We start from the raw sequence: 21,404 nt of genomic DNA, 5'->3' as shown, positions 1-21,404 counted from the left end.
CGTGGGGAAGCCTGTCCGGAAGCGGTGGCATGATCCTGCGCCGGACCCGGCGGAGGCGGCCCGGAGACCGGCGCCCCCGGGGCCCTGCACCCGGACCTCCGGGAGGGGTCACGCGACCCGGGACGGACCATGGCCCAAGCGCCCCCGGGCGGTACGACGAGCGCGAGGAGACGGCGATGAGCAGCTCGGACAGCCTGGCGCGCGGGGTCCCGCCGGGGGAGCCCGGCACCCTGCACGCCCGCACGCTCAGCGGCGATCTCACCGCCCCGCCCACCCCCGGTCTGACCGTCCGCTTCGGGCGCGGTGAGAAACCGGACACCGACCTCGGCGTCGGCGTGGACGACCGGTGGGTGAGCCGGCAGCACGGCGAACTGACGTACCGCGCCGGGAGCTGGTGGCTGCGCAACACCGGGCAGCAGCTCGTACGGCTGCCGCGCGGGCGCATGATGCACGGCAGCTCCGCGCCGATCCCGCTCGCCACCGGCTACACCCCCCTGTTCGTGAAGGGCTCGGGCCACCGGGAGCACCTCGTCGAGCTGTACGTGGCCGACCACGACGACCGGGGACCGGTGGCCAGCCGCCGCGCCGAGACCGTGCAACCGCAGCGCTGGGCGCTGGGCGAGGACGAGCGGCTCCTCCTCGTCGTCCTCGGCCGCCACTACCTGGAGTACGAGCCCGACCCGCGGCCCCTGACCTACGGCCGCGCCGCCGAGCAACTCGCCTATCTGCGCCCGGAGTCGGGCTGGACCGTCCGCCGGATCGAGTACCGGGTGGAGGCCGTGCGCCGCCGGTTGCACGGCACCGGCTTCAGGTACCCCCTGATCCACGACCGGCCCGAGGAGCGCCCCTCCGACAACAGCCTCCTGCACAACCTGCTCAAGGGCCTGGTGGAGTCGACCACGCTGGTGCCGCCGGACCTGAGCCTCCTCGACGACGACCTCGACTGGCCGGAGACCCGCTAGCCCCCTTCCGCGGCCCCCTAGCCCCCACCCGGCGGGACCCTCCCCGTCGCACCCCCTCTACGGTCACCCGCGACATGCCGCAGGTACCGGCGGGGGCTCCCGGCGGTACCGGTGAACTCGCCCTTCCCCTACGGAGGTTCACTCCCGTGACAGAGATCCGTTCGTCCCGTACCGGCGCCCGCGCCCGGCGCTCCCTGGCGGCCGCCGTCCCGCTCGCCGTGGTCGTGGCGGCGCTCCTCGCGCCGGGCTCCGCCCAGGCCACCGGTACGCAGTCCGGCGCCGGGGGCCAGCGGGCCGCGCTGCCGTCCGAGGTGCTGGAGCTCGGCAACTGGAAGCTGACGCTGCCCATCGGCGAGGAGGAGGACCCGACCGAGATCTTCCAGCCCGAGCTCGACGACTACGTCAAGGACCCCTACTTCAAGGTCGCCGACTCCGGGGACGCGGTCCGCTTCCGCGCCCCGGTCAACGGGGTCACCACCGGGGGTTCGAGCAACCCCCGTACGGAACTGCGCGAGATGGAGAGCGACGGCGAGGACGAGATCGAGTGGTCCTCGACCTCCGGCAGGCACACCCTGACGGTCCGGGAGGCCTTCACCCACCTGCCGGAGGACAAGCCGCACGTGGTCGGCGCCCAGATCCACGGCGGCGACGACGATGTCACCGCCCTGCGCCTGGAGGGCTCCAAGCTCTACGTCACCGAGGGGGACACCACCCACCACCACCTGATCACCGACGACTACGAGCTGGGCACGGTCTTCGAGTTCGGCTACGTCGTGGAGGACGGTGAGATCGAGGTGTACTTCAACGGTGAGCTGGAGACCACCCTCGAATCCTCCGACTCCAGCAACTACTTCAAGGCGGGCGCCTACACCCAGGCCCGCTGCGAGAACTCCTCCCCGTGCAGCGAGGACAACTACGGCGAGGTCGAGATGCACGAGGTGAGCGTCACCCACGAGGACTGACGGTCCGGGACACCGGCTCGCCTTCCGTCTCCACCCGACTCCGCCCGCGGATTTCCCGCGGGCGGAGTTCTCGCTGTCCGTCACCCGTACGCGGGCGCGCGGCGGCTCAGCGCAGGCGCCGCTCGCGGTCCCGTAGGACAGTGGGGTGACGGTTCCGCCGTCCACGTCGCCTGCCGCCGAGGGGCGCTCGGCCCTCCGGGCAGCGGGCCGCCCCCGGCTTCTCGCTTTCCGGGGATTGGCCGTGCCGCTCCCGGGCACCCGGGGCAGCGATGCCCTGCGGGCCGGACCCGGCACGCGGAGGCCGAAGAGAGAGGTGCTCATGTCTCCTGCACACGCCGAGGGCGAGGGGCCGCGGGAGCGCGCTCGCGAGGAACGGGTGCGCGCTCGCGAGGAGGCCGACGGGCCCGGCGCGGACGAGCAGAAGCGCAGCGGCCGGAGCCCGCAGGGACCGCCGCACAAGCGCCGCGGGGGACTCGGCGCGACCCTCAAGCGGACCCTGGCCGAGTTCAAGGAGGACAACCTCGCGGATTCCGCGGCCGCCCTGACCTACTACGCGGTCCTCTCCATCTTTCCGGCGCTGATCGCCCTGGTGGCTCTGGTCAGCGTGGTCATGGACCCGAAGACCCTGGTCGAGAAGGCCACCGACCTGATCAGCAAGGTCGGCCCGGACTCCGCGGTGAACACCTTCAAGGGGCCGATCGACCAGCTCGCGAACGGCGGGAGCACCGGCCCCGTCCTCCTGATCGTCGGTCTGGTCTCCGCGCTGTGGACCGCCTCCGGCTACATCGGTGCCTTCATGCGCGCCGCCAACCGCATCTACGAGGTCGAGGAGGGCCGGCCCTTCCTCAAGCTGCGCCCCCTCCAGATGCTGGTGACGCTGGTCCTCGTCCTGCTCCAGGCCCTGGTGCTCGTCGCCCTGGTGGTCAGCGGGCCGCTCGCCGAGGAGGTCGGCTCGACCGTCGGCGCGGGCGACGCCGCGGTGACGGCGTGGAACTGGGCGAAGTGGCCGGTGCTGCTCCTGGTCGTCGTGCTCATGTTCGCCCTGCTCTACTACGCCGCGCCCAACGCCCGCCTGCGCGGCCTGAAGTCCGTGGTGCCGGGCGCCGTCCTCGCCCTCGTCCTCTGGCTGATCGCCTCGGTCGGCTTCGCCTTCTACGCCGCCCACTTCGGCTCGTACAACAAGACCTACGGGGCGCTCGGCGGCGTCATCGTCTTCCTGGTCTGGCTGTGGATCACGAACCTCGCCGTCCTGCTCGGCGCCGAGTTCAACGCCGAGCGGGAGCGCAGCCGGGAGCTGGCCGAGGGCACCCCCGGCGCCGAACGCGAGATCCAGGTACCGGAACGCACCGCACCCAAGCGCGAGAAGCGCTCCCGTACCGCCTGAGGCGGCTGCCGCGTCCGGGCCCGGGGCCCGCAGGGCAGGCACCGGCCCGCGCGTGCGCCGACCCGGCCCCGAGCGGACGCCCCGACCCCTCGGACGGTGCGCGAGGCCCCTCGATTCCGCGGCCCGGCCCCGGTTCCCTTCGCCCTGAACAGCTGCTTCTGGGGTGGTCCCTCACGAATACAGGAGCTTGTCCCGAACCGGATCGGACGCCGCCCACCCGGTCTTGACCACGGTGTCCGACACCCCCAAGATCTGCATGTGACCAGTGCGACGGAATCCCCCACTCCCTCCGGGGAGTTACCCGCGAACGACCGGCGGCCCGGCGGCCGGCCCCCGGCGCGGATCGCCAGCGGAACCTTCGGACCGGCGCCGCGCACCTCCCGAGGGGTGTCCCGCTACGCCGAGGCGCTGATCCCCCGGCAGCGGTCCCCCGAGACGGAGTCCGAGCCCTCGGGCTGAGGCGGCGCGCCCGGCGCTGGACGACTCCGCGGCTCGTCCGCAGACGTCCCGCCCCCGTCCTCAGGGGACGAGCACCACCCGGCCGAAGACCTCGCCCGCGTCCATCATCCGGTGGGCCGCGGCCGCCCCATCCAGCGGCAGCACCTCGTGGACGACCGTGCGCAGGCTCCCCCGTGCGGCGTCGGCGAACTGGGAGGACCGTACGGCGCCCCGGTCCGCGCCGGGGACGGTGTCGGAGCTGAAGGTGGCGAAGGAGAGCGAGCTGCGGAAGCGGTCCCTCAGCCGCAGGCCGAAGTCCGCCGGGGGCTGCCCGCCGACCACGCCGACCGCCAGGAACCGCCCGTTGGGGTTCAACTTGTCCAGGAACAGGGGCAGTTGAGGGCCCGCCACCATATCGATCACCACGTCGAAGCCGGTGGGCGCCTGCGGCCCGCCGCCTGCGCCGGAGCGGTCCAGGACATGGCTCGCGCCCAGCTCACGCAGGCGGGCGCCGCGCTCCGCGGAGGAGGTGGTGACGGCCACCGCGCCCGCCCCGGCCTTGGCGGCGAGCTGGACCGCCGCGATGCCGATGCTGCCCGCCGCACCGCGTACGAGCACGCTCTCGCCGGGCGCCAGAAGGGCGCGCTCCAGGGCGAAGTGGGCCACCACTCCGGAGCCGCCCAGGGTCACCGCCGCGGCGCCGGTCAGGCCGTCCGGGAGGGCGGTGACGTCCTCGACCGCGGCGAGTGCCCGCTCGGCGTACCCGCCGGAGAGCCCGGTGAAGGCCCACACCCGGCGGCCGATCCAGGAGGCGTCCACCCCGGCTCCCACCGCGGTGACCCTTCCCGCGACCTCGCTGCCGAGGAGATGGCCCTCCCGGAAGCCGTAGGCGCCGAGCGTCCCCCGGCGGATCACGGCGTCCACGCCGCCCACCCCGATGGCCTCCGGCGCGATCAGCAGCTGCCCCGGCGCCGGTTCGGGCACCGGCCGGTCGACGACCTCCAGACCGTCCGGGTCCCCGAACCTGCTGATCACAACGGCTTTCATCGCGGCTCCTCGGCCTCTCACGGGCACGGACGTGATGGGGCCGCCGGCTCCCACAGGCGCCCTGTCGCAGGCGGGCGGCGGCGGGGCGGCCCCGTCGTCGGACCGTAACGGACGCCCCCGTCCGCCTGGTTAAAGTGAGAGGCGATGACCGGCCGATTGCCTCACTCCCCGCGCTCCGACGCCCGCGAGAACCGGGCCCGCGTCCTGGAAGCCGCCCGCGCGGTCTTCGGGGCGGAGGGCCTGGACGCGCCCCTCCGCGAGGTCGCCCGGCACGCCGGGGTCGGCCCCGCCACGCTGTACCGGCACTTCCCGACCAAGCGGGAGCTGATCACGGCGGCCTTCGCCGAGCAGCGGCGGGCCTGCCGGACCGTCGTCCACGAGGCCCTGGCGGACACCGATCCCTGGCGGGGCTTCTGCGCTCTGATCGAGCGGATCTGCGAACTCCACGCCCGCAGCCGGGGGTTCGCCGACGCCTTCCTGTCGGCCTTCCCCGAGGCGCGGGACTTCGCCGCCGACCGGGAGCGGACGGTGCGCGCCATCGCCGAACTGGCCCGCCGCGCCCAGGAGTCCGGCCGGCTGCGCCCCGGCTTCGTCGTCGACGACCTGGTCCTGATGCTCCTGGCCCACCGGGGCCTCCAGGACACCCCGGCCGCCGAACGGCTCGCGGCCTCCCGCCGGTTCGCCGCCTACGTGATCGAGGCCTTCCGCGCCGCCCCCGAGCCGCAGGCCCCGCTGCCCCCGGCCCCGCACCTCACGCCCGCGCCCCCTGCCCGGTGACCGCGTGAACGGGCCGCAGGGCGGGGGCGGACGCGCCGTACGGCGAGCCGGTCAGGAACCGTGCGTGCTCGTCGGCATGGACCGGCCGAAGTAGGTGTACGGCTCCTTCGAGATCCCCGCGGTGGCCGCCGAGAAGCTGACCGCGCCCGAGGTCCCCACGCCCTGCGCGGAGCCCCGCAGGCTCCACAGCGCCCCGTTGCTCGTGTTCTCCATGGGTGCGGCGGCGGCCAGGTCGGCGCGGCCGTCCCGGTCGGTGTCGGTCAGCCGCACGGCGGAACCGAAGCGGTCGTAGGCCTCGTTGGCGCCCGGGACGCCCCCGGTGTCCTGGTGCACGACCTGCGCCCCGGTGCCGGTGAGGCCCTGGGCCGAGCCGCGCAGCAGCACGACCTCGCCGGTGTTGGGTACCGCGCCGACGGTCTCGAACTCCGCGCCGACGGCCGCGTCGTCGTAGCCGTCGCCGTCCACGTCGCCCGCCGCGACCGCCTCGCCGAAGGCGTCCTCGGGCTCGGTGGCACCGGGGACCCCGGGGCTGTCCTGGGTGAGGGCCCGGCCCCGGGTGGGCCTCAGGCCCCCGGGGCCGCCCGCGTAGGCGGTCACCTTGTTGCCGTCGGGGGAGCCGAGGAGCAGGTCGTCCCGCCCGTCCCCGTCGAAGTCGCCCGTGACGGCCGCGTGCGCCTCGTCCGGCAGGGCGGTGTACGCACCGGAGGCGCCGGGGTAGACCAGCGACGCCCCGTCGTAGGTGCCGTCCTTGTCGTAGCGGCCGCCCACCACGAGATCGTCCCGGCCGTCCGCGTCGAAGTCCCCGACCGCGAGCGAGCGGTAGTACTCCGCACTGTCCGGTGCGATATCGGTCGTGAGCTCCCGGCGCCCCTCGGCTCCCGCCGCGGTGACGCCGTCGAAGATCCACACATCGCCACCGGCGGAGCCGACCGCGAGCTCGGGCCGCCCGTCGCCGTCGAAGTCGCCGAGGGCCACGCGGCTGCCGTAGCGGTCGTGCGCCTCGGGAGCCGGGTCGGGCAGCGTCGTACCGCCGGTGATCCCGGACCTGGACCCCCACAGCACGGCGACGGTGCCGCCGTCCACGTCCTCGCCGACCTTCTCGTGCGGGGTCCCGGCGACGACATCGGTGAAGCCGTCCCCGTTCAGATCCCCGGTGGCGAGCGCCGAGCCGAACTGGTCGTTCTCCTCCGGGGCGCCGGGGACCCCGGGCGAGTCCTGGGTGACGATCTGTCTTCTGCCGGACGCGATCCCGCCGGAGCCACCGGTGTGCACGACGACCGCCCCGGCCGCCGGGGCCCCGGCCACCGCGGCTTCGGAGGCGGTCACGAGGTCGCCGTAGCCGTCCCCGTTCACATCGCTCTGGCCGCGGGGAGCGGGCGCGGGCGCGGCGTGCGCGGGCAGCGCGGCGAGCAGTCCCGCGGCGAGGGTGACGGCGAGGACGGGGGCGGCGTGGTGGCGGTGGCGCATGGTTCCTTCTCTGTCGGGGGCAGGCGGTCGCGGAGACCGGATCCGCGGCTCTGCGAGGGGCGGGTTCCGCACCCCCGCGGGGATGCGGAAGCGGGGAAGGATCTTCGTCCCGCAGGGGCAAGACCCCTGTCCGGCCCGGGGGGTTGTACGAGGTGGGGGGCCGATTCGGGTGAACTGTCGCACCTGCCGGGGAGAAGGCCCCTCCGCCCTCGCAGGAGCGGGACGAGAGCGGGTTGTGCCCGGCATGTGCGTTTTCGCGGGGTCTCTGCCCGGGTACCTACACCGGGGAGTTGATGGCCAGTGAGTGAGTCCCTCGCGGAACGCGCTTCTCATCCGGTCGCGGAACTCGCGCTGACCGGCGACCTCGCGCACCCGGCCCGGCTGACCGTGCGCCACCTGCGCGCCTGGCCGCAGCACCGGGCGCGGGTCAGCTTCGAGTGCGCCACCAGCGGCGTACGCCACCACCGCTTCGAGGGGCCGCTGCTGCACGAGGTCCTGTCGGGCGCCGCACCCGCCTTCGACCCCGTCCGCCGCAAGGACCGCCTGCGCTTCCTGATCGCCGTCTCCGGCACGGACGGCCACCACGCGCTGCTGTCCTGGGCGGAGATCGACCCGGACTTCGCCGGTGCTCCCGTCCTGCTCGCGCTCAGCATCGACAGCAGCCCGCTCGACCGGTGGGGCCCGCAGCTCGTCCTGCCCCAGGACCGGTGCGGGGCCCGGCATGTCAGCGGTGTCGACGCCATCCGGGTGGACGGGGGCTATGCCGCCTGGGCCTGACCGGGCGGGCGGAAGGGCCGGTGCCGGTGGGGGAGTTGGGGGAGGTGCCGGTTCGGCGGAGCTGCCGGTGTCAGCGGCGCAGGCCGAGGGCCGCGCGGCCCGCGTAACGCGCCTGGGAGCCCAACTCCTCCTCGATGCGCACGAGTTGGTTGTACTTGGCGGTGCGGTCGGAGCGGGAGAGCGAGCCGGTCTTGATCTGGCCGCAGCCGGTGGCGACGGCCAGGTCGGCGATGGTGGTGTCCTCGGTCTCGCCGGAGCGGTGGGACATGACGACGGTGTAGCCGGCGCGGTGGGCGGTGGACACGGTGGCCAGGGTCTCCGTCAGGGTGCCGATCTGATTCACCTTCACCAGCACGGAGTTGGCGACACCGTCGCGGATGCCCGCGCGCAGCAGGGTCTCGCTGGTGCAGAAGACGTCGTCGCCGGTGAGCTGGCAGCGCTCGCCCAGCCGGGCGGTGAGGGCCTGCCAGCCCGCGTGGTCGTCCTCGGCCATCGGGTCCTCCAGGGAGGCGACGGGGTAGCGGTCGACCAGCCCGGCGAGGTAGTCGGCGTGCTCGGCGGGGGTGCGGCGGACGCCCTCGCCCCGGTAGTCGTAGACGCCGTCGCGGAAGAACTCCGAGCTCGCCGGGTCCATGACGAGGGTGAGGTCGGTGCCGGGCTGGTAGCCGGAGCGCTCGACGGCGCGCACCACGAGGTCCAAGGCCTCGTCGGCGGTGCGCAGTTCGGGTGCGAAGCCGCCCTCGTCGCCGACGTTGACGTGGTGGCCCGCGTCGAGCAGGTCCCGGCGCAGGGTGTGGAAGACCTCCGAGCCCATGCGGACCGCCTCGGCGAAGCTCGCCGCGCCGATCGGGGCGATCATGAACTCCTGGAAGTCCAGCGGATTGTCGGCGTGGGCGCCGCCGTTGACGATGTTCATCATCGGCACCGGAAGCAGCCGGGCGTCGACCCCGCCGAGGTAGCGGTAGAGCGGCAGCCGGTGGGCGGCCGCGGCCGCCTTGGCGGTGGCCAGGGAGACGCCGAGCAGGGCGTTGGCGCCGAGCCGCGCCTTGGTGTCCGTACCGTCCAGCTCGATCATGGTGTGGTCGACGGCGGCCTGGCCCTCGGCGTCGAGTCCGACGACGGCGTCCGCGATGCTCTCGTTCACCGCGTCCACAGCCTGCCGTACGCCCTTGCCGTGGAAGCGTGCCGCGTCGCCGTCGCGGAGTTCGACGGCCTCCCGCGCGCCGGTGGACGCGCCCGAGGGCACGGCCGCGCGGCCGAGTGAGCCGTCCCTCAGCTCCACGTCGACCTCCACCGTCGGGTTGCCCCGGCTGTCGATGATCTCCCGGGCGATGACGCGGCTGATGGCGGTCACGGTGCAACTCCCCACGCTGGGCCCGCCCGAGGGCAGGCGATAAGTTTCAGTGAGAAACATAGTGAGTCCCGAAAAGGAACTTACTATGGGGGCATGAGGATGCACAACGCCGACGAGAACTGCGGCATCGCCCAGGCCGCCCTGGTCCTGGGGGACTGGTGGAACGTCCTGGTGCTGCGGGAGATCGCCCGCGGGCGGGTCCGCTTCGACGCGCTGGCCGCCGAGCTCGGCCTGTCCCGCAAGGTGCTCACCGAGCGGCTCGGACGGCTCGTCGCCCAGGGGGTGCTGCGGCGGGGCCTCTACCAGCGGCGCCCGGTCCGCTACGAGTACCTGCTCACCGACGCCGGAGCCGCGCTGCTGCCGGTGCTGGCCGCGATGCAGGACTGGGGCGACCGGTGGGTGCTCGGCGACGGCGGGCTCACCGCGACCGCGGCCGAGGACGGCGCCGAGCGGGCGCGCGTGCACGCCCTGGTCGGCACCCGCCTGCCCGAGGGACTCCACCTGCCCGGCAGCCGGGGCCCGGAGCTGCCCCTGCTCGCCCCGGACGCCGCCGCCACCGTGCTGTTCACCTACCCCGGCACGGGCGTCGACTGGGGTGAGCCGCCGATACCCGGCGCCGTCGGCTGCACGGCGCAGACCCGGCTCTTCCGTGACGCCTGGCCCGACTTCCGGCGGGCGGGCCTGGCCCTGCGCGGCATCAGCACCCAACTCGCCCACGAACAGGCGGAGTTCGCCCGCACCGAGCAGATCCCGTACCCGCTGCTCTCCGACGCCGGCCACCGCTGTGCGACGGCGCTGCGGCTGCCGATGTTCCAGGGCGCGGGCCGCCTGCGCCACAAGCGCCTGGCCCTGGTCGCCGACGCCGAACGCACCGTACGCCACGTCCTGTTCCCGGTCGACGACATCCCCCACGCGGTCGGCGAGAGCCTGCGCCTGGCCGCGCACTGCGCCCGGACGGAGTGAGGGACCCCGCGGCGCCCACCCGAAGACGACCCGAGGAAGAGCCACCGCAGCGCGATCGCCGCTCCGGTGAACCCCAGTGAAGGAGACCGTGCCCCATGGAAGACAACCCGACCGCCCCCGCGCGGACCGGCCACCGCCCCGCCGCGCAGGACGGCGCCGACGAGCCCCCCTCGGTACGTGACTGGCTGCGCGGCCTGCCGGTGTTCGCGGGGCCGCCGGCCGACTTCGACCCCTCCCGCGCCCCGGAAGATCCCGTCGAGCTGTTCCTCGGGTGGCTGCGGGAGGCGGTCGCCGCGGGTGTGCCGGAGGCGCACGCGATGACGCTGTCGACGGTCGGCGAGGACGGCGGCCCGGACGCCCGGGTGCTCATCCTCAAGAACGTGGACGCCGAGGGCTGGCAGTTCGCCGTGCACGCCCACAGCCCCAAGGGCCGCCAGCTGACCGAGCGTCCTCGCGCCGCGCTCACCTTCTACTGGCCGCGGCAGGCCCGCCAGGTACGGGTGCGCGGCACGGTCGCACCCGCCTCCGCCGGGCAGAGCGCCGCCGATCTGCTCGCCCGCGCGCCCTCGGCCCGCGCCGAGGTGCTCCTGGGCCGCCAGAGCGAGCACCTGGAGAGCGCCGGGGAACGCGACCGCGCCTTCCGTGCGGCGCTGGCCCGCATCGCGGCGGACCCCGCCCTGGTCAGCCCGGAGTGGACGCTGCACACCCTCGTCCCGGCCCGGATCGAGTTCTGGCAGGCGGCCGAGGACCGCCTCCACAAGCGCCTGCGCTACGAGCGCCCGGACCGCCACCACCCCTGGGAGCGCCACCTGCTGTGGCCGTAGCCCGCGGGTGAACTGGCCTTCCGCCAGGCGCGGTTGTCCGTTCAGCGGCGGCCCTCCCACAGGGCGCGCTCCGCGCCGCGCGGGTCGTGGACGAGCTCCGGCGCGGTGTCGAAGCGCATCACCGGGCGGGTGGTGGTGTCGTAGGGCGCCCAGCCGGGATCGCCGGTGGTGGCGAAGGAGACCCAGGCGCGGTGCATGGCCTCGGCGAGCTGCCCCGGCGGCTCGGTGCCGAGGAGCCCGGCGAAGGAGCCCTCGTGGAGGTTGTCGAAGACGAAGGGGATCTCGGCGGCGTGGCAGGCGCCCAGGCGGCCGCCGTAGGTCGGGGGCTGCCAGGCGAACTCGTACAGGTGGGTCGAGGCGGCCCGCTGCGCGGTGTGGGCCTCGGCGAGGCGGACGGCGGGGATCCGGTAGAACCAGTCGGTGGCGACCGCGGCCAGCAGTTCGCCGGGGGCGGCACCGGGGCGGGCGGCGCGGTAGACCGTCAGGGCCTCTTCGGGGTCCAGGCCGTAGGCGGCGGTGGCGCGGTGCAGGGCGGCGTCGGTGACCTGGTCGAGGGCGCCGCTCGGGGTGAGGAAGAGGCGGAACTCGTCGCTGTTGGAGCCGAGCAGGAGGTCGACCCCGGCACCGGCGCCCGCGGCGATCGCGGCATGGGGCGCGGTGGGGAGCAGTTCGCCGTCGACGACCGGTTCGAAGGGCATGAGGTGGAGCGCCGCCTCGCCCCAGCGGTCCGGGTCGGCGAGGGTCACGCCCCGCAACTCCCGCTGTGCCAGCACGAGTTCGCCGGTCGGTACGGCCGCGAGCGCCCGCCGGGTGGGCTCCACCCCGAGGAGTTCGGCCAGGTGCCGGCCGAGGCGCTGGGCGGTGGCCGGGGTGAGCACATGGTGGGCGGCGCCGCTCTGCAGGACCGCCCGGTGGAAGAGTCCGGCGGCGCGGTCCGCCGCGAGCAGGGCGCCGATGCTCATGGCACCGGCGGACTCCCCGAAGACGGTGACCCTGTCCGGGTCCCCGCCGAAGGCGGCGATGTTCCCGGCCACCCACTCCAGGGCGGCGATCTGGTCCAGGAGCCCGAGATTGGGACTCGCCCCGTCCCCGAGATACAGGAAACCGTCCGCGCCCAGACGGTAGTTGAGGGTGACCAGGACGACCCCGTGACGCGCGAAGCGGGTGCCGTCGTAGACGGGTGCCGACCCGGAGCCGTTGACGAAGCCGCCGCCGTGCACCCACACCATCACCGGCAGCCGCCCACCGGTGTCCGGGGTCCAGACATTGAGGTTCAGGCAGTCGTCACCCGGGATGTCCACCTCGGGCAGCAGCGCGTCCAGGGGCGGCGCGTACGGGGCCTTCGGCGCGGTCGGCCCGTACGCCTCGGCCTCCCGCACACCGCCCCACCGAGCGGGCGGCCGCGGCGGCCGGAAGCGGAGGGCGCCGACCGGGGGCGCCGCGAAGGGGATCCCCTTGAAGGCGGCGACCTCCCCCTCGGCCAGGGTCCCGCGCACGGATCCGTACGCGGTGCTGACGACCGGCTGCTGCGTCATCGCGTCCCGTTCCTCCCTCTCGTCTGGTGGTGCTTCTCGCCGGGCTTCAGGCGGTGCCTCCGGTGTGCTTCGGCGGTGGCCGCGATGCTGTGGATGGTCTCTGTTCCTGTGCCTGGGAAAGATCGACCGAGGATGCCGAGGTCCCGGGTCATTCGGCGTGCGCCGAACTGGGCGGGCAGCAGGCCACCTTCGAGGACGAAGTGCTCCCGGCCCGGGGGCGACGAGACCAGGCGGTAGCGGAACCGTTCGAGGACGTACCCGACCATGACCGCGTCCGTGGACCGGCTGGTGCGGCGTGCCGGGTTGCACAGGTCGTTGCAGACGCGGCCGGCGGTGGTGTCGCGGGTGGGCTCGGCCATCAGGCGAGCACCGCCTCTACGGCGGGGCGGACGACGGAGAGGGCGTCCAACTCACGTGCGAGGTGCTGGAGTTCGCCGACCCCGCCGCGTCCGCTCCGGCGCAGGTGGCGGCCGAGCGCGGACAGGGCGAGGGTCTCGCCGAGGCGGCCGCGGTGGCGCATCGCGTCGACGACGCTGCGGGCCGCGCCGTACAGGGGGACGGTCTCCCCCGGAGCTGCTTCGAACCGTTCGACACCGAGGGCGAAGGTCCTGGCGGCGTACTGCGCCACCACGGTCGGCGGGCAGGAGATCGTCGGGCGGCGTGAACCGCGCGGCACGGCGATGTGTACTGCTGCGGGGATGTCGTCGATCAGCTCATGCAGGGCCAGGGCGCTCTCACCGCACACGACGGCGCGCGGGGCCCGTGCGCACACGGCCAGCACATCCGCGTGCGCCGTCTCCGGGGCGCCTGCCCGCCGGTACACCCCACGGGACAGTTCGCCCATCTCCCCCTCCGTGACCACGTGCGCCAGATCGCGCGGGGAGAGCAGGGCCTGTCGTGCCTGCGCCGCTGTGAAGGCGGGGGAGAGGCCGGCCAGCCGCTGCTCCAAGCGCGGGTTTCCCGCGGCGTTCATGTATCGAAAGCTACCCCTTGAGTGGGAGCAGGGGATCGAATTGATACATCAGCCCGTGGGTGAGCGGCACATCCGGCGTTGACCACATGCCGCGACCCCGCAGGTCGAAAGCCCCTTCCAGGGAGATGTCCCAGGGACTTCTCAGGGACTCCCACGTCTGCCCCAGGGAGGTTCCAGGGACCTTCCGCCGCGTGGGCAGAGAAGGCCCGGACAGCGCCGACAGGTACGAACGCGCCGGTCGGGGCCCCTCGCCTAGCACTCGATGATGTTCACCGCGAGCCCGCCCCGCGCCGTCTCCTTGTACTTGACGCTCATGTCGGCGCCGGTGTCCTTCATGGTCTTGATCACCTTGTCGAGGGAGACGAGGTGGCTGCCGTCGCCGCGCATGGACATCTTGGCGGCGGTGACCGCCTTCACCGCGGCCATGCCGTTGCGCTCGATGCAGGGGATCTGGACCAGGCCGCCCACGGGGTCGCAGGTCAGGCCGAGGTTGTGCTCCATGCCGATCTCGGCGGCGTTCTCCACCTGGCTGGGGCTGCCGCCGAGGACCTCGGCGAGGGCGCCCGCGGCCATCGAGCAGGCGGAGCCGACCTCGCCCTGGCAGCCGACCTCGGCGCCGGAGATGGAGGCGTTCTCCTTGAAGAGCATGCCGATGGCGCCCGCGGCGAGCAGGAAGCGCACCACGCCGTCCTCGTCGGCGTTGGGCACGAAGTTCACGTAGTAGTGCAGGACCGCGGGGATGATCCCGGCGGCGCCGTTGGTGGGGGCGGTCACCACCCGGCCCCCGGCGGCGTTCTCCTCGTTGACGGCCATCGCGTAGAGGGTGATCCACTCCATGGCGTGCGCCAGCGGGTCGCCCTCGGCGCGCAGCTGGCGGGCCGAGGTGGCGGCGCGGCGGCGGACCTTGAGGCCGCCCGGGAGCAGGCCCTCCTGGGACATGCCGCGCGCGACGCAGGCGCGCATGACCTCCCAGATCTCCAGGAGCCCGGCCCGGATCTCGTCCTCACTGCGCCAGGCCTTCTCGTTCTCCAGCATCAGCGAGGAGATGGACAGACCGGTCTCGCGGGAGAGCCGCAGGAGTTCGTCGCCGGTGCGGAAGGGGTACGTCAGCGGGGTGTCGTCGAGCTTGATGCGGTCGGCGCCGACGGCCTCCTCGTCCACGACGAAGCCGCCGCCGACCGAGTAGTACGTCTTCTCCAGGAGGACGGCGCCCTCGGTGTCGCGGGCCCACAGCGTCATGCCGTTGGCGTGGAAGGGCAGGGCTTTGCGGCGGTGCAGTTTCAGGTCGCCGTCGAAGCTGAAGTCGATCTCGTGGGCGCCGAGCAGGTTGATCCGCCCGGTGGACTTGATCGACTCCACCCGGGCGTCCGCCTTCTCGACGTCCACGGTGCGCGGGGACTCGCCCTCCAGGCCGAGGAGTACGGCCTTGGGGGTGCCGTGGCCGTGGCCGGTGGCGCCGAGGGAGCCGTACAGCTCCGCGCGGACCGCGGTGGTGTGGGCGAGCAGGCCCTCGTTCTTCAGGCGGGCGGCGAACATCCGCGCCGCGCGCATCGGGCCGACCGTGTGGGAGCTGGACGGGCCGATGCCGATCGAGAACAGGTCGAAGACCGAGATGGCCACGGGGGACTCCTCCTGGGTGGCGGACGCCGTTGTCCGTCGCGTGGGGTGCGTGCAGAGGTGGTGCGTGCGGGTCGTGCGGGCCCGGGCCCGTCGGGTGGAATGGGCCGACCGGGGCGTCCGGGTGCCGCCGGGTGGGCGGCACCCGGACAATCGTACGTTCCGTACGTACTACGTCAGAACGGACTGCTTGTCCTGCCGGGGCGGGGCCCCGGGCGGGCAGGCTACTTCAGGCCCGGGTAGAGCGGGTGCTTCGCGGCCAGGGCGGTGACCCGGGCGGCGAGGGCGTCCTTGTCGAAGGTGGGCTTGAGCACCTCGGCGATGATGTCGGCGACCTCGGCGAAGTCCTCCTCGGCGAAGCCGCGGGTGGCCAGGGCCGGGGTGCCGATGCGCAGGCCGGAGGTGACCATCGGCGGGCGCGGGTCGTTCGGGACGGCGTTGCGGTTGACCGTGATGCCGACCTCGTGGAGGCGGTCCTCGGCCTGCTGGCCGTCCAGCTCGCTGTCGCGCAGGTCGACCAGGACCAGGTGGACGTCGGTGCCGCCGGACAGCACCGAGACACCGGCCTCGCGGACGTCCTCGGCGACCAGGCGCTCGGCGATGATCCGGGAACCGGCCAGGGTGCGCTCCTGGCGCTCCTTGAAGTCCGCCGAGGCCGCGACCTTGAAGGAGACCGCCTTGGCGGCGATCACATGCTCCAGGGGGCCGCCCTGCTGACCCGGGAAGACCGCCGAGTTGATCTTCTTGGCCAGCTCGGCCGTGGAGAGGATCACCCCGCCGCGGGGGCCGCCGAGGGTCTTGTGCGTGGTGGTGGTCACGATGTGGGCGTGCGGCACCGGGTTGGGGTGCAGCCCGGCCGCCACCAGGCCCGCGAAGTGGGCCATGTCGACCATCAGATAGGCGCCGACCTCGTCCGCGATCCGGCGGAAGGCGGCGAAGTCCAGCTGCCGCGGGTACGCGGACCAGCCCGCCACGATCAGCTTCGGCTTGGACTCCTTGGCCAGCCGCTCGACCTCGGCCATGTCGACCTGGCCGGTCTTGTCGTCCACGTGGTAGGCGACGACGTTGTAGAGCTTGCCGGAGAAGTTGATCTTCATGCCGTGGGTCAGGTGACCGCCGTGGGCCAGGTTCAGGCCCATGATCGTGTCGCCCGGCTTCAGCAGTGCGAACATCGCGGCGGCGTTGGCCTGCGCGCCCGAGTGGGGCTGCACATTGGCGTGCTCGGCGCCGAACAGCTCCTTGACGCGGTCGATCGCGATCTGCTCGACCACGTCGACGTGCTCACAGCCGCCGTAGTAGCGGCGGCCGGGGTAGCCCTCGGCGTACTTGTTGGTGAGGACCGAGCCCTGCGCCTCCATGACGGCGACGGGGGCGAAGTTCTCCGAGGCGATCATCTCCAGGGTGGACTGCTGGCGGTCCAGCTCGGCGTCGACGGCGGCGGCGACATCCGGGTCGAGTTCGTGCAGAGGGGTGTTGAGAAGCGACATCACGGCTCCCTGTCGGACGGGCTCAGTTATCGGACGACCCGGAGAAGGCGGCGTACTCGTCGGCGGAGAGCAGGTCGCCCGGCTCCTCGCCGACGCGCACCTTGAACAGCCAGCCGCCCTCGAAGGGCTGGGTGTTGACGAGGCCCGGGTCGTTGACGACGTCCTCGTTGATCTCGGTCACCTCGCCCGTCACGGGGGAGTAGAGGTCGCTGACCGACTTGGTGGACTCCAGCTCACCACAGGTCTCACCGGCCGTGACGCTGTCGCCGACCTCCGGGAGCTGGGCGTAGACGACGTCGCCGAGCGCGTTCGCCGCGAACTCGGTGATACCGATCGTCGAGACGCCGTCCTCGGCCGCCGAGAGCCACTCGTGCTCCTTGCTGTAACGCAGCTGCTGGGGGTTGCTCATGACCTGAATTCTCCTGTACGCGGGGCGGTGCTGAGGAACGGATGGTCTTGCGATGCGAGACGGGGGCAGGGACGTACGTCACGTCCGCGCGCCCGGGCGGACCCGCCGTGGCCGAAAACGCGCGGCACGCGGGCCTGCTGCCAGGGAACTACTTCTGCCGCTTGTAGAAGGGGAGCGCCACGACCTCGTACGGTTCGTGGCTGCCCCGGATGTCCACGCCCACACCGGAGGTGCCCGGCTCGGCGTGCGCGGCGTCGACGTAGGCCATGGCGATCGGCTTGCCCAGCGTCGGGGAGGGTGCGCCGGAGGTGACCTCGCCGATCACCTTGCCGTCCGCGACCACGGGGTATCCGGCGCGCGGGACCCGGCGGCCCTCGGCGATCAGGCCGACCAGGCGGCGCGGCGGGTCCTGCTCGGCGCGATCGGCGGCGGCGAGCAGGGACTCGCGGCCGACGAAGGGCACCTCGCCGGACTTCTTCTCGAACTTCACGACCCGGCCGAGACCGGCGTCGAAGGGGGTGAGCGCGGTGCTCAGCTCGTGCCCGTACAGCGGCATGCCCGCCTCCAGGCGCAGGGTGTCCCGGCAGGAGAGGCCGCAGGGGATGAGGCCCTGGTCCGCGCCCGCCTCGGTCAGCGCCTGCCAGAGCTTCTCGGCGTGCTGCGGCTCGACGAACAGCTCGAAGCCGTCCTCGCCGGTGTAGCCGGTGCGGGCGATCAGGGCGGGGACCCCGGCGACGGTGCCCGGCAGGCCCGCGTAGTACTTGAGGCCGTCCAGGTCGGCGTCGGTCAGCGAGGCGAGGATGCCGGGGGACTCGGGGCCCTGCACGGCGAGCAGGGCGTAGGCCTCGCGGTCGTCGCGGACCTCGGCGTCGAAGCCGGCGGCGCGCTCGGTGAGGGCGTCCAGGACGGTCTGAGCGTTGGAGGCGTTGGCGACGACCATGTACTCGCGCGGGCCCTCGCCGGAGTCCAGGCGGTAGACGATCAGGTCGTCGAGGATGCCGCCGTCCTCCCGGCAGATCATCGTGTAGCGGGCGCGGCCGGCGCCGATGCTGGAGATGTTGCCGACCAGGGCGAAGTCGAGCAGCTCGACGGCCTGGGGTCCGGTGACCGTGATCTCGCCCATGTGCGAGAGGTCGAAGAGTCCGGCCCGGGTCCGTACGGCCTGGTGCTCGTCGCGCTCGCTGGCGTACCGCAGCGGCATGTCCCAGCCCGCGAAGTCGGTCATCGTCGCGCCGAGCGCGCGGTGCACGGCGTCGAGGGCGGTGCGGCGGATGGTGGTGCTCATGCAGGCTCCAAGTCCGGGGACAGGTCGGCGAGGTATGTCCTCCCCATCTGTCATCGGAACCTGAGAGGTTCGCCGGTAGCGGATCCCCGGGGGAATCCGGTCCGGCTTGCACCTTGGGTGGGGCGCGGCGCCCGAGGCTGCCGTGCCCGCTTTTCAGATGTGCCTCGCCCGCGCGGTATCTGGGCCTGAGAGATTCAAGGGAGGGACTTGCTCCTTCGGCGCCCCAGCTCAGCGGCTGAGGGCTCTCCCGCGCGGATTCAAGCGGCCTGTATGGAGTTGGCCGAGTCATCATTGCATGCCCCGCCCCCTGAGCGGCAGGTCCCCGGCTCCGCCCGATCCCTGTCCGAATCCCCTGGTCGTCCCATTACCTCCTCTTTACACTCCAGGGGAAGGAGTCCGTCTCGGGCTCAGGGAGGGCGGTCATGAGGGACAGGACCAGGGCATACGCGGCGGCACCCGCCATCCCGCTGCCCGCACGCGCCGGGGCACCGGCCGGGGAGCGGGACGGGCGGCGGGCGCGGGCCGGGGCCAGGCCCGAATCCGTGGTGCGCGATCTGCGCGGCCGGGCCGGGCGCACCCCCCGGGAGCTGGGCTTCGCCGAGGGGGACCTGGTCGTCGTCTCCGGGCTGCCCGGCAGCGGCAAGTCCACGCTGATGCGGCGGGTGGTGCCCGGGCCGCGGGCCGACTCCCAGGAGACCCGCGAGCACTGGGCGGCCCGGCTGCCCGGGGTGCCGTACGTCCTCTACCGGCCGCTGGCCCGCCTCGACCACTACCGGGGGCTGCGCCGCGCGCTGCGCACCGGCCGGGGCCTGGTGGTGCACGACTGCGGCACCCAGGCCTGGGTGCGGCGCTGGCTCGCCCGGGAGGCCGCCCGCCGGGGCCGCGGGCTGCACCTGCTGCTGCTCGACGTCGACCCCGAGCGGGCGCTCGCCGGTCAGCGCACCCGCGGGCGGCGGGTCTCCCGGTACGCCTTCGCCCGGCACCGCAGGGCGGCCGCCCGGCTGCTCTCCTCGGCCGCCGCGGGCGCCCTGCCGCACGGCTGCACCTCGGCCGTGCTCCTCGACCGCGAGGCGGCGGACCGGCTCACGGTGATCCGGCTGGGGTGAGCCCGGGCGGGCCGAACCCCCTTCGCCGGTACGGGAGTTGGGCACCCGGGCCGTCGGCCGCGGCAGCGGCGCCGCGGTGACGGGCGCCGGTGCACCGCACAGGGCGGTGGACAGGAACCCCCGCCCGCGGCGCAGGCGTTAAGGTGCGAACCGAGACAAGCGGCTTTGATCATCAGGACGGAACAGATGGAGATACCGGCGGGTCCCCAGCCCCACCCGCACAGCGGCTGGCCGGGCAACGAGCTGGAGGAGGTGCTCGCCGCCTCCCTCGGCGTGCCCACCGCGGGCGGCCGGATCGTCGAGGTGCTCGGCCGCAGCCACCTGTGGGTGCCGCTGCCCTCCGGCGGCGGCCCCGGCAGCACCAGCCTCGACCTGCCCGCCCTGGAGATCGAGGGCCAGGCCTACGTACCGGTCTTCAGCTCCGAGCAGCAGCTGCGCGCGGTGGCGGGGGCGCACATGTCGTTCACCATCGCCCCGGCGGTGGAGTTCGCGCGCGGGCTGCCGCCGCAGATGGGCATCGCGGTGAACCCGGACGGCACGGTCGGCGTCCCGCTGCCGCCCGCCGCGGTGGCCGAGCTGTGCCGGGCCGGGCGCACCGAGCTGGACGGCCCCGCGCACGGCGGCCGGGTGCAGCTCTTCCAGCCGGACTGGCAGGAGGACCCGGTGGACTTCCTGTCCGCCGCGGCCACCGAGTTCGCGGCCACCGGCCTGGTGCGCAGCGCGCGCCGCTGCCTGGCCCGGGTCGAGGACGGCGAGCCGGTGCTCTTCGTCGGGGTCGAGGTGGACGGGCACCCGGAGCCGGCCCGGGACGTGCCGATGGACGCCCTCGGCCGGGCGCTCGGCCTGCACCCGGTGCCCTGGCCGGTGAACCTGGTGCTGCTCGACATCGCCCAGGACCCGGTGGCGGACTGGATGCGGGAGTCGGTGCGGCCCTTCTACCAGCGGGACGCTTAGCGACCGGCCGCCCCGGGCGGTGGGCGGCCGAGACCTAAGCTGGTTACATGACCGGGGCAGGCGCGGCGGACAGACTCCGCGCCACCGGTTACTCAACGGGTCACGAAGGGGCGGGTCAGGAGTGAGTGCGTCGGGCACGGCTGCGGTCGGGCAGGTCGAGCACGTGCTGCGCCAGGTGACACCGGGGCGCTACGAGGCGTACGAATCGCTGCTGCGCGCCCTCGCCGACCCGGCGGGCCAGGTGTGGATGCTGCTCTGGCACGGCCAGGCCGGTTCCCCCGACGCGCAGTACGGCAGCATGACGGTCGAGGGCTCCGAGTACGCGCCCTGCGTCACCTCGGGGCAGGAACTCACCGCGAGCGGCTGGAACCGGGCGTACGAGATCGTCGGCGGCGCCGAGATCGCCCGCGCGCTCTTCCCCGACCGGCACGGGATCTGGCTCAACCCGCACGCCCCCGGCGGCGGGGTCGGCATCCCCTGGGCCGATCTGCGCCGGATCGCGGCCGGGCTCGACCGGCACCCGGCGGGACCGCTGCGGCTGAGCGAACCCGCCATCGACATCCCGCAGTTCTACGCCCTGCTCGGCCAGCACGCGCACCGCACCCCGGTGGTCCGCTCGCTGCGCCGGGCCTGGGTGCAGCCCGCGCTCGGCGCGCCCTATCTGGCCATCGGGCTCGACGTCTACGAGTCCTCGCCCACCGCGGTCGAGGCGGTGCGCGCGATGATGCGCCAGTGCATCGGCGCGGTGCCCGAGGGGCTGCCGGTCTCCACGGTCGCGCTCGCGGACCCGCACGACCCGGTGGCGATGTGGCTGCGCGCCCACGCCCGCCCCTTCTTCGACCGCGAGCCGCAGGGCCCGGGCCCCCTCCAGGCACCCCCGGCCACCGGCTACGGCTACCCGCCGCCGCACGCGGCGTTCTGACCGGGGGCGTCCGCGGCTCCCCGGGCGGAACCGGGCGGGCGGGCCGGAACACCTGGCCCGGGGTCCGGAGCGGCCGGCCGCGCGCGCCGGGGCGGATGGCCGGGAACGCGCGCCCCCTTCACCCCTTGTTCACCCTTTCTTCCGCTTGTCCGCCGCTTCTT

General features: G+C 73.8%; 20 protein-coding genes and 1 riboswitch. Of the genes, 10 read left to right on the top strand and 10 right to left on the bottom strand.

Annotated elements, in window-relative coordinates:
- Positions 1 to 176: 176 nt before the first annotated feature.
- The 3 genes from MID12_RS07145 to MID12_RS07135 all read left to right on the top strand — a co-directional run bounded on the left by MID12_RS07145 (position 177) and on the right by MID12_RS07135 (position 3,308).
- Positions 177 to 962, top strand: coding sequence for an FHA domain-containing protein (locus MID12_RS07145; RefSeq protein WP_040248080.1), 786 nt, complete (start codon positions 177 to 179; stop codon positions 960 to 962).
- A 146-nt stretch (positions 963 to 1,108) separates the two neighbouring features.
- Positions 1,109 to 1,924, top strand: a complete 816-nt coding sequence (locus MID12_RS07140; protein ID WP_237282685.1) for a polysaccharide lyase family 7 protein — start codon at positions 1,109 to 1,111, stop codon at positions 1,922 to 1,924.
- Positions 1,925 to 2,243: 319 nt separating this feature from the next.
- Complete coding sequence (locus MID12_RS07135) at positions 2,244 to 3,308, top strand: YihY/virulence factor BrkB family protein (RefSeq protein WP_078844797.1); 1,065 nt, start codon at positions 2,244 to 2,246, stop codon at positions 3,306 to 3,308.
- A 519-nt stretch (positions 3,309 to 3,827) separates the two neighbouring features.
- Here MID12_RS07135 and MID12_RS07130 read toward each other — a convergent pair.
- Positions 3,828 to 4,793, bottom strand: a complete 966-nt coding sequence (locus MID12_RS07130) for a zinc-binding dehydrogenase (RefSeq protein ID WP_263165495.1) — start codon at positions 4,791 to 4,793, stop codon at positions 3,828 to 3,830.
- A gap of 144 nt (positions 4,794 to 4,937) precedes the next feature.
- On the opposite strand from MID12_RS07130, the gene MID12_RS07125 reads away from it, so the two are divergent.
- Positions 4,938 to 5,570 (top strand): TetR/AcrR family transcriptional regulator, encoded by a 633-nt coding sequence (locus MID12_RS07125; RefSeq protein ID WP_263165493.1) that lies wholly within the window; start codon positions 4,938 to 4,940, stop codon positions 5,568 to 5,570.
- A 51-nt stretch (positions 5,571 to 5,621) separates the two neighbouring features.
- Here MID12_RS07125 and MID12_RS07120 read toward each other — a convergent pair whose 3' ends face one another.
- Positions 5,622 to 7,037: an FG-GAP repeat domain-containing protein gene (locus tag MID12_RS07120; RefSeq protein ID WP_263165491.1), complete on the bottom strand. Its 1,416-nt coding sequence runs from the start codon at positions 7,035 to 7,037 to the stop codon at positions 5,622 to 5,624.
- A gap of 300 nt (positions 7,038 to 7,337) precedes the next feature.
- Here MID12_RS07120 and MID12_RS07115 point away from each other — a divergent pair, with 300 nt between their 5' ends.
- Positions 7,338 to 7,814, top strand: coding sequence for a molybdopterin-dependent oxidoreductase (locus MID12_RS07115; protein ID WP_263165490.1), 477 nt, complete (start codon positions 7,338 to 7,340; stop codon positions 7,812 to 7,814).
- Positions 7,815 to 7,884: 70 nt separating this feature from the next.
- Here the strand turns inward: MID12_RS07115 and eno are convergent, their stop codons facing one another.
- Entirely contained in the window at positions 7,885 to 9,168 is a 1,284-nt protein-coding gene (eno, locus tag MID12_RS07110; RefSeq protein ID WP_263165488.1) for a phosphopyruvate hydratase, read from the bottom strand.
- A gap of 93 nt (positions 9,169 to 9,261) precedes the next feature.
- Here eno and MID12_RS07105 point away from each other — a divergent pair, with 93 nt between their 5' ends.
- The gene (locus tag MID12_RS07105) at positions 9,262 to 10,131 is read left to right on the top strand and encodes a winged helix-turn-helix transcriptional regulator (protein WP_263165487.1); all 870 of its coding nucleotides are present in this window, start codon (positions 9,262 to 9,264) and stop codon (positions 10,129 to 10,131) included.
- Positions 10,132 to 10,226: 95 nt separating this feature from the next.
- Positions 10,227 to 10,955, top strand: coding sequence for a pyridoxal 5'-phosphate synthase (locus tag MID12_RS07100; RefSeq protein ID WP_263165486.1), 729 nt, complete (start codon positions 10,227 to 10,229; stop codon positions 10,953 to 10,955).
- A gap of 41 nt (positions 10,956 to 10,996) precedes the next feature.
- On the opposite strand, the gene MID12_RS07095 is transcribed toward MID12_RS07100, so the two are convergent.
- The 7 genes from MID12_RS07095 to gcvT all read right to left on the bottom strand — a co-directional run bounded on the left by MID12_RS07095 (position 10,997) and on the right by gcvT (position 18,261).
- Positions 10,997 to 12,490 carry a carboxylesterase/lipase family protein gene (locus tag MID12_RS07095; protein WP_263165485.1) on the bottom strand — a complete coding sequence of 498 codons (1,494 nt, stop codon included), beginning with the start codon at positions 12,488 to 12,490 and terminating at the stop codon, positions 10,997 to 10,999.
- On the bottom strand, positions 12,487 to 12,849 hold the full coding sequence (locus MID12_RS07090; RefSeq protein WP_263165484.1) for a hypothetical protein: 363 nt from the start codon (positions 12,847 to 12,849) through the stop codon (positions 12,487 to 12,489). Before MID12_RS07090 ends, MID12_RS07095 begins: the two co-directional genes overlap by 4 nt.
- Entirely contained in the window at positions 12,849 to 13,463 is a 615-nt protein-coding gene (locus MID12_RS07085; RefSeq protein ID WP_263165483.1) for a hypothetical protein, read from the bottom strand. The genes MID12_RS07090 and MID12_RS07085 overlap by 1 nt, the downstream gene beginning before the upstream one ends.
- 252 nt (positions 13,464 to 13,715) lie before the next feature.
- Positions 13,716 to 15,083, bottom strand: coding sequence for an L-serine ammonia-lyase (locus MID12_RS07080; RefSeq protein WP_263165482.1), 1,368 nt, complete (start codon positions 15,081 to 15,083; stop codon positions 13,716 to 13,718).
- A 221-nt stretch (positions 15,084 to 15,304) separates the two neighbouring features.
- A complete protein-coding gene (glyA, locus tag MID12_RS07075) occupies positions 15,305 to 16,567 on the bottom strand; it encodes a serine hydroxymethyltransferase (protein ID WP_168543086.1) in 1,263 nt (420 codons plus the stop codon).
- Positions 16,568 to 16,589: 22 nt separating this feature from the next.
- Positions 16,590 to 16,976 (bottom strand): glycine cleavage system protein GcvH, encoded by a 387-nt coding sequence (gene gcvH / locus MID12_RS07070; RefSeq protein ID WP_040248050.1) that lies wholly within the window; start codon positions 16,974 to 16,976, stop codon positions 16,590 to 16,592.
- Between the two features lie 148 nt (positions 16,977 to 17,124).
- Positions 17,125 to 18,261, bottom strand: a complete 1,137-nt coding sequence (gene gcvT, locus MID12_RS07065; RefSeq protein ID WP_263165479.1) for a glycine cleavage system aminomethyltransferase GcvT — start codon at positions 18,259 to 18,261, stop codon at positions 17,125 to 17,127.
- A 163-nt stretch (positions 18,262 to 18,424) separates the two neighbouring features.
- Positions 18,425 to 18,521, bottom strand: a riboswitch (glycine riboswitch).
- 162 nt (positions 18,522 to 18,683) lie between these two features.
- On the opposite strand from gcvT, the gene MID12_RS07060 reads away from it, so the two are divergent.
- From MID12_RS07060 to MID12_RS07050, 3 genes are all read left to right on the top strand, one after another.
- Positions 18,684 to 19,367 (top strand): TGBp1 family protein, encoded by a 684-nt coding sequence (locus tag MID12_RS07060; RefSeq protein WP_263165478.1) that lies wholly within the window; start codon positions 18,684 to 18,686, stop codon positions 19,365 to 19,367.
- 186 nt (positions 19,368 to 19,553) lie between these two features.
- Positions 19,554 to 20,321 carry an enhanced serine sensitivity protein SseB gene (locus MID12_RS07055; RefSeq protein ID WP_040248043.1) on the top strand — a complete coding sequence of 256 codons (768 nt, stop codon included), beginning with the start codon at positions 19,554 to 19,556 and terminating at the stop codon, positions 20,319 to 20,321.
- Between the two features lie 121 nt (positions 20,322 to 20,442).
- Positions 20,443 to 21,243 carry an enhanced serine sensitivity protein SseB C-terminal domain-containing protein gene (locus tag MID12_RS07050; protein WP_040248040.1) on the top strand — a complete coding sequence of 267 codons (801 nt, stop codon included), beginning with the start codon at positions 20,443 to 20,445 and terminating at the stop codon, positions 21,241 to 21,243.
- Positions 21,244 to 21,404 lie beyond the last annotated feature (161 nt).

Origin of the sequence: Streptomyces sp. SCSIO ZS0520, from assembly GCF_025643355.1 — a bacterium.
Classification (GTDB): Bacteria; Actinomycetota; Actinomycetes; order Streptomycetales; family Streptomycetaceae; genus Streptomyces; species Streptomyces physcomitrii.
This window is presented reverse-complemented; position numbering and strand designations above follow the sequence as displayed.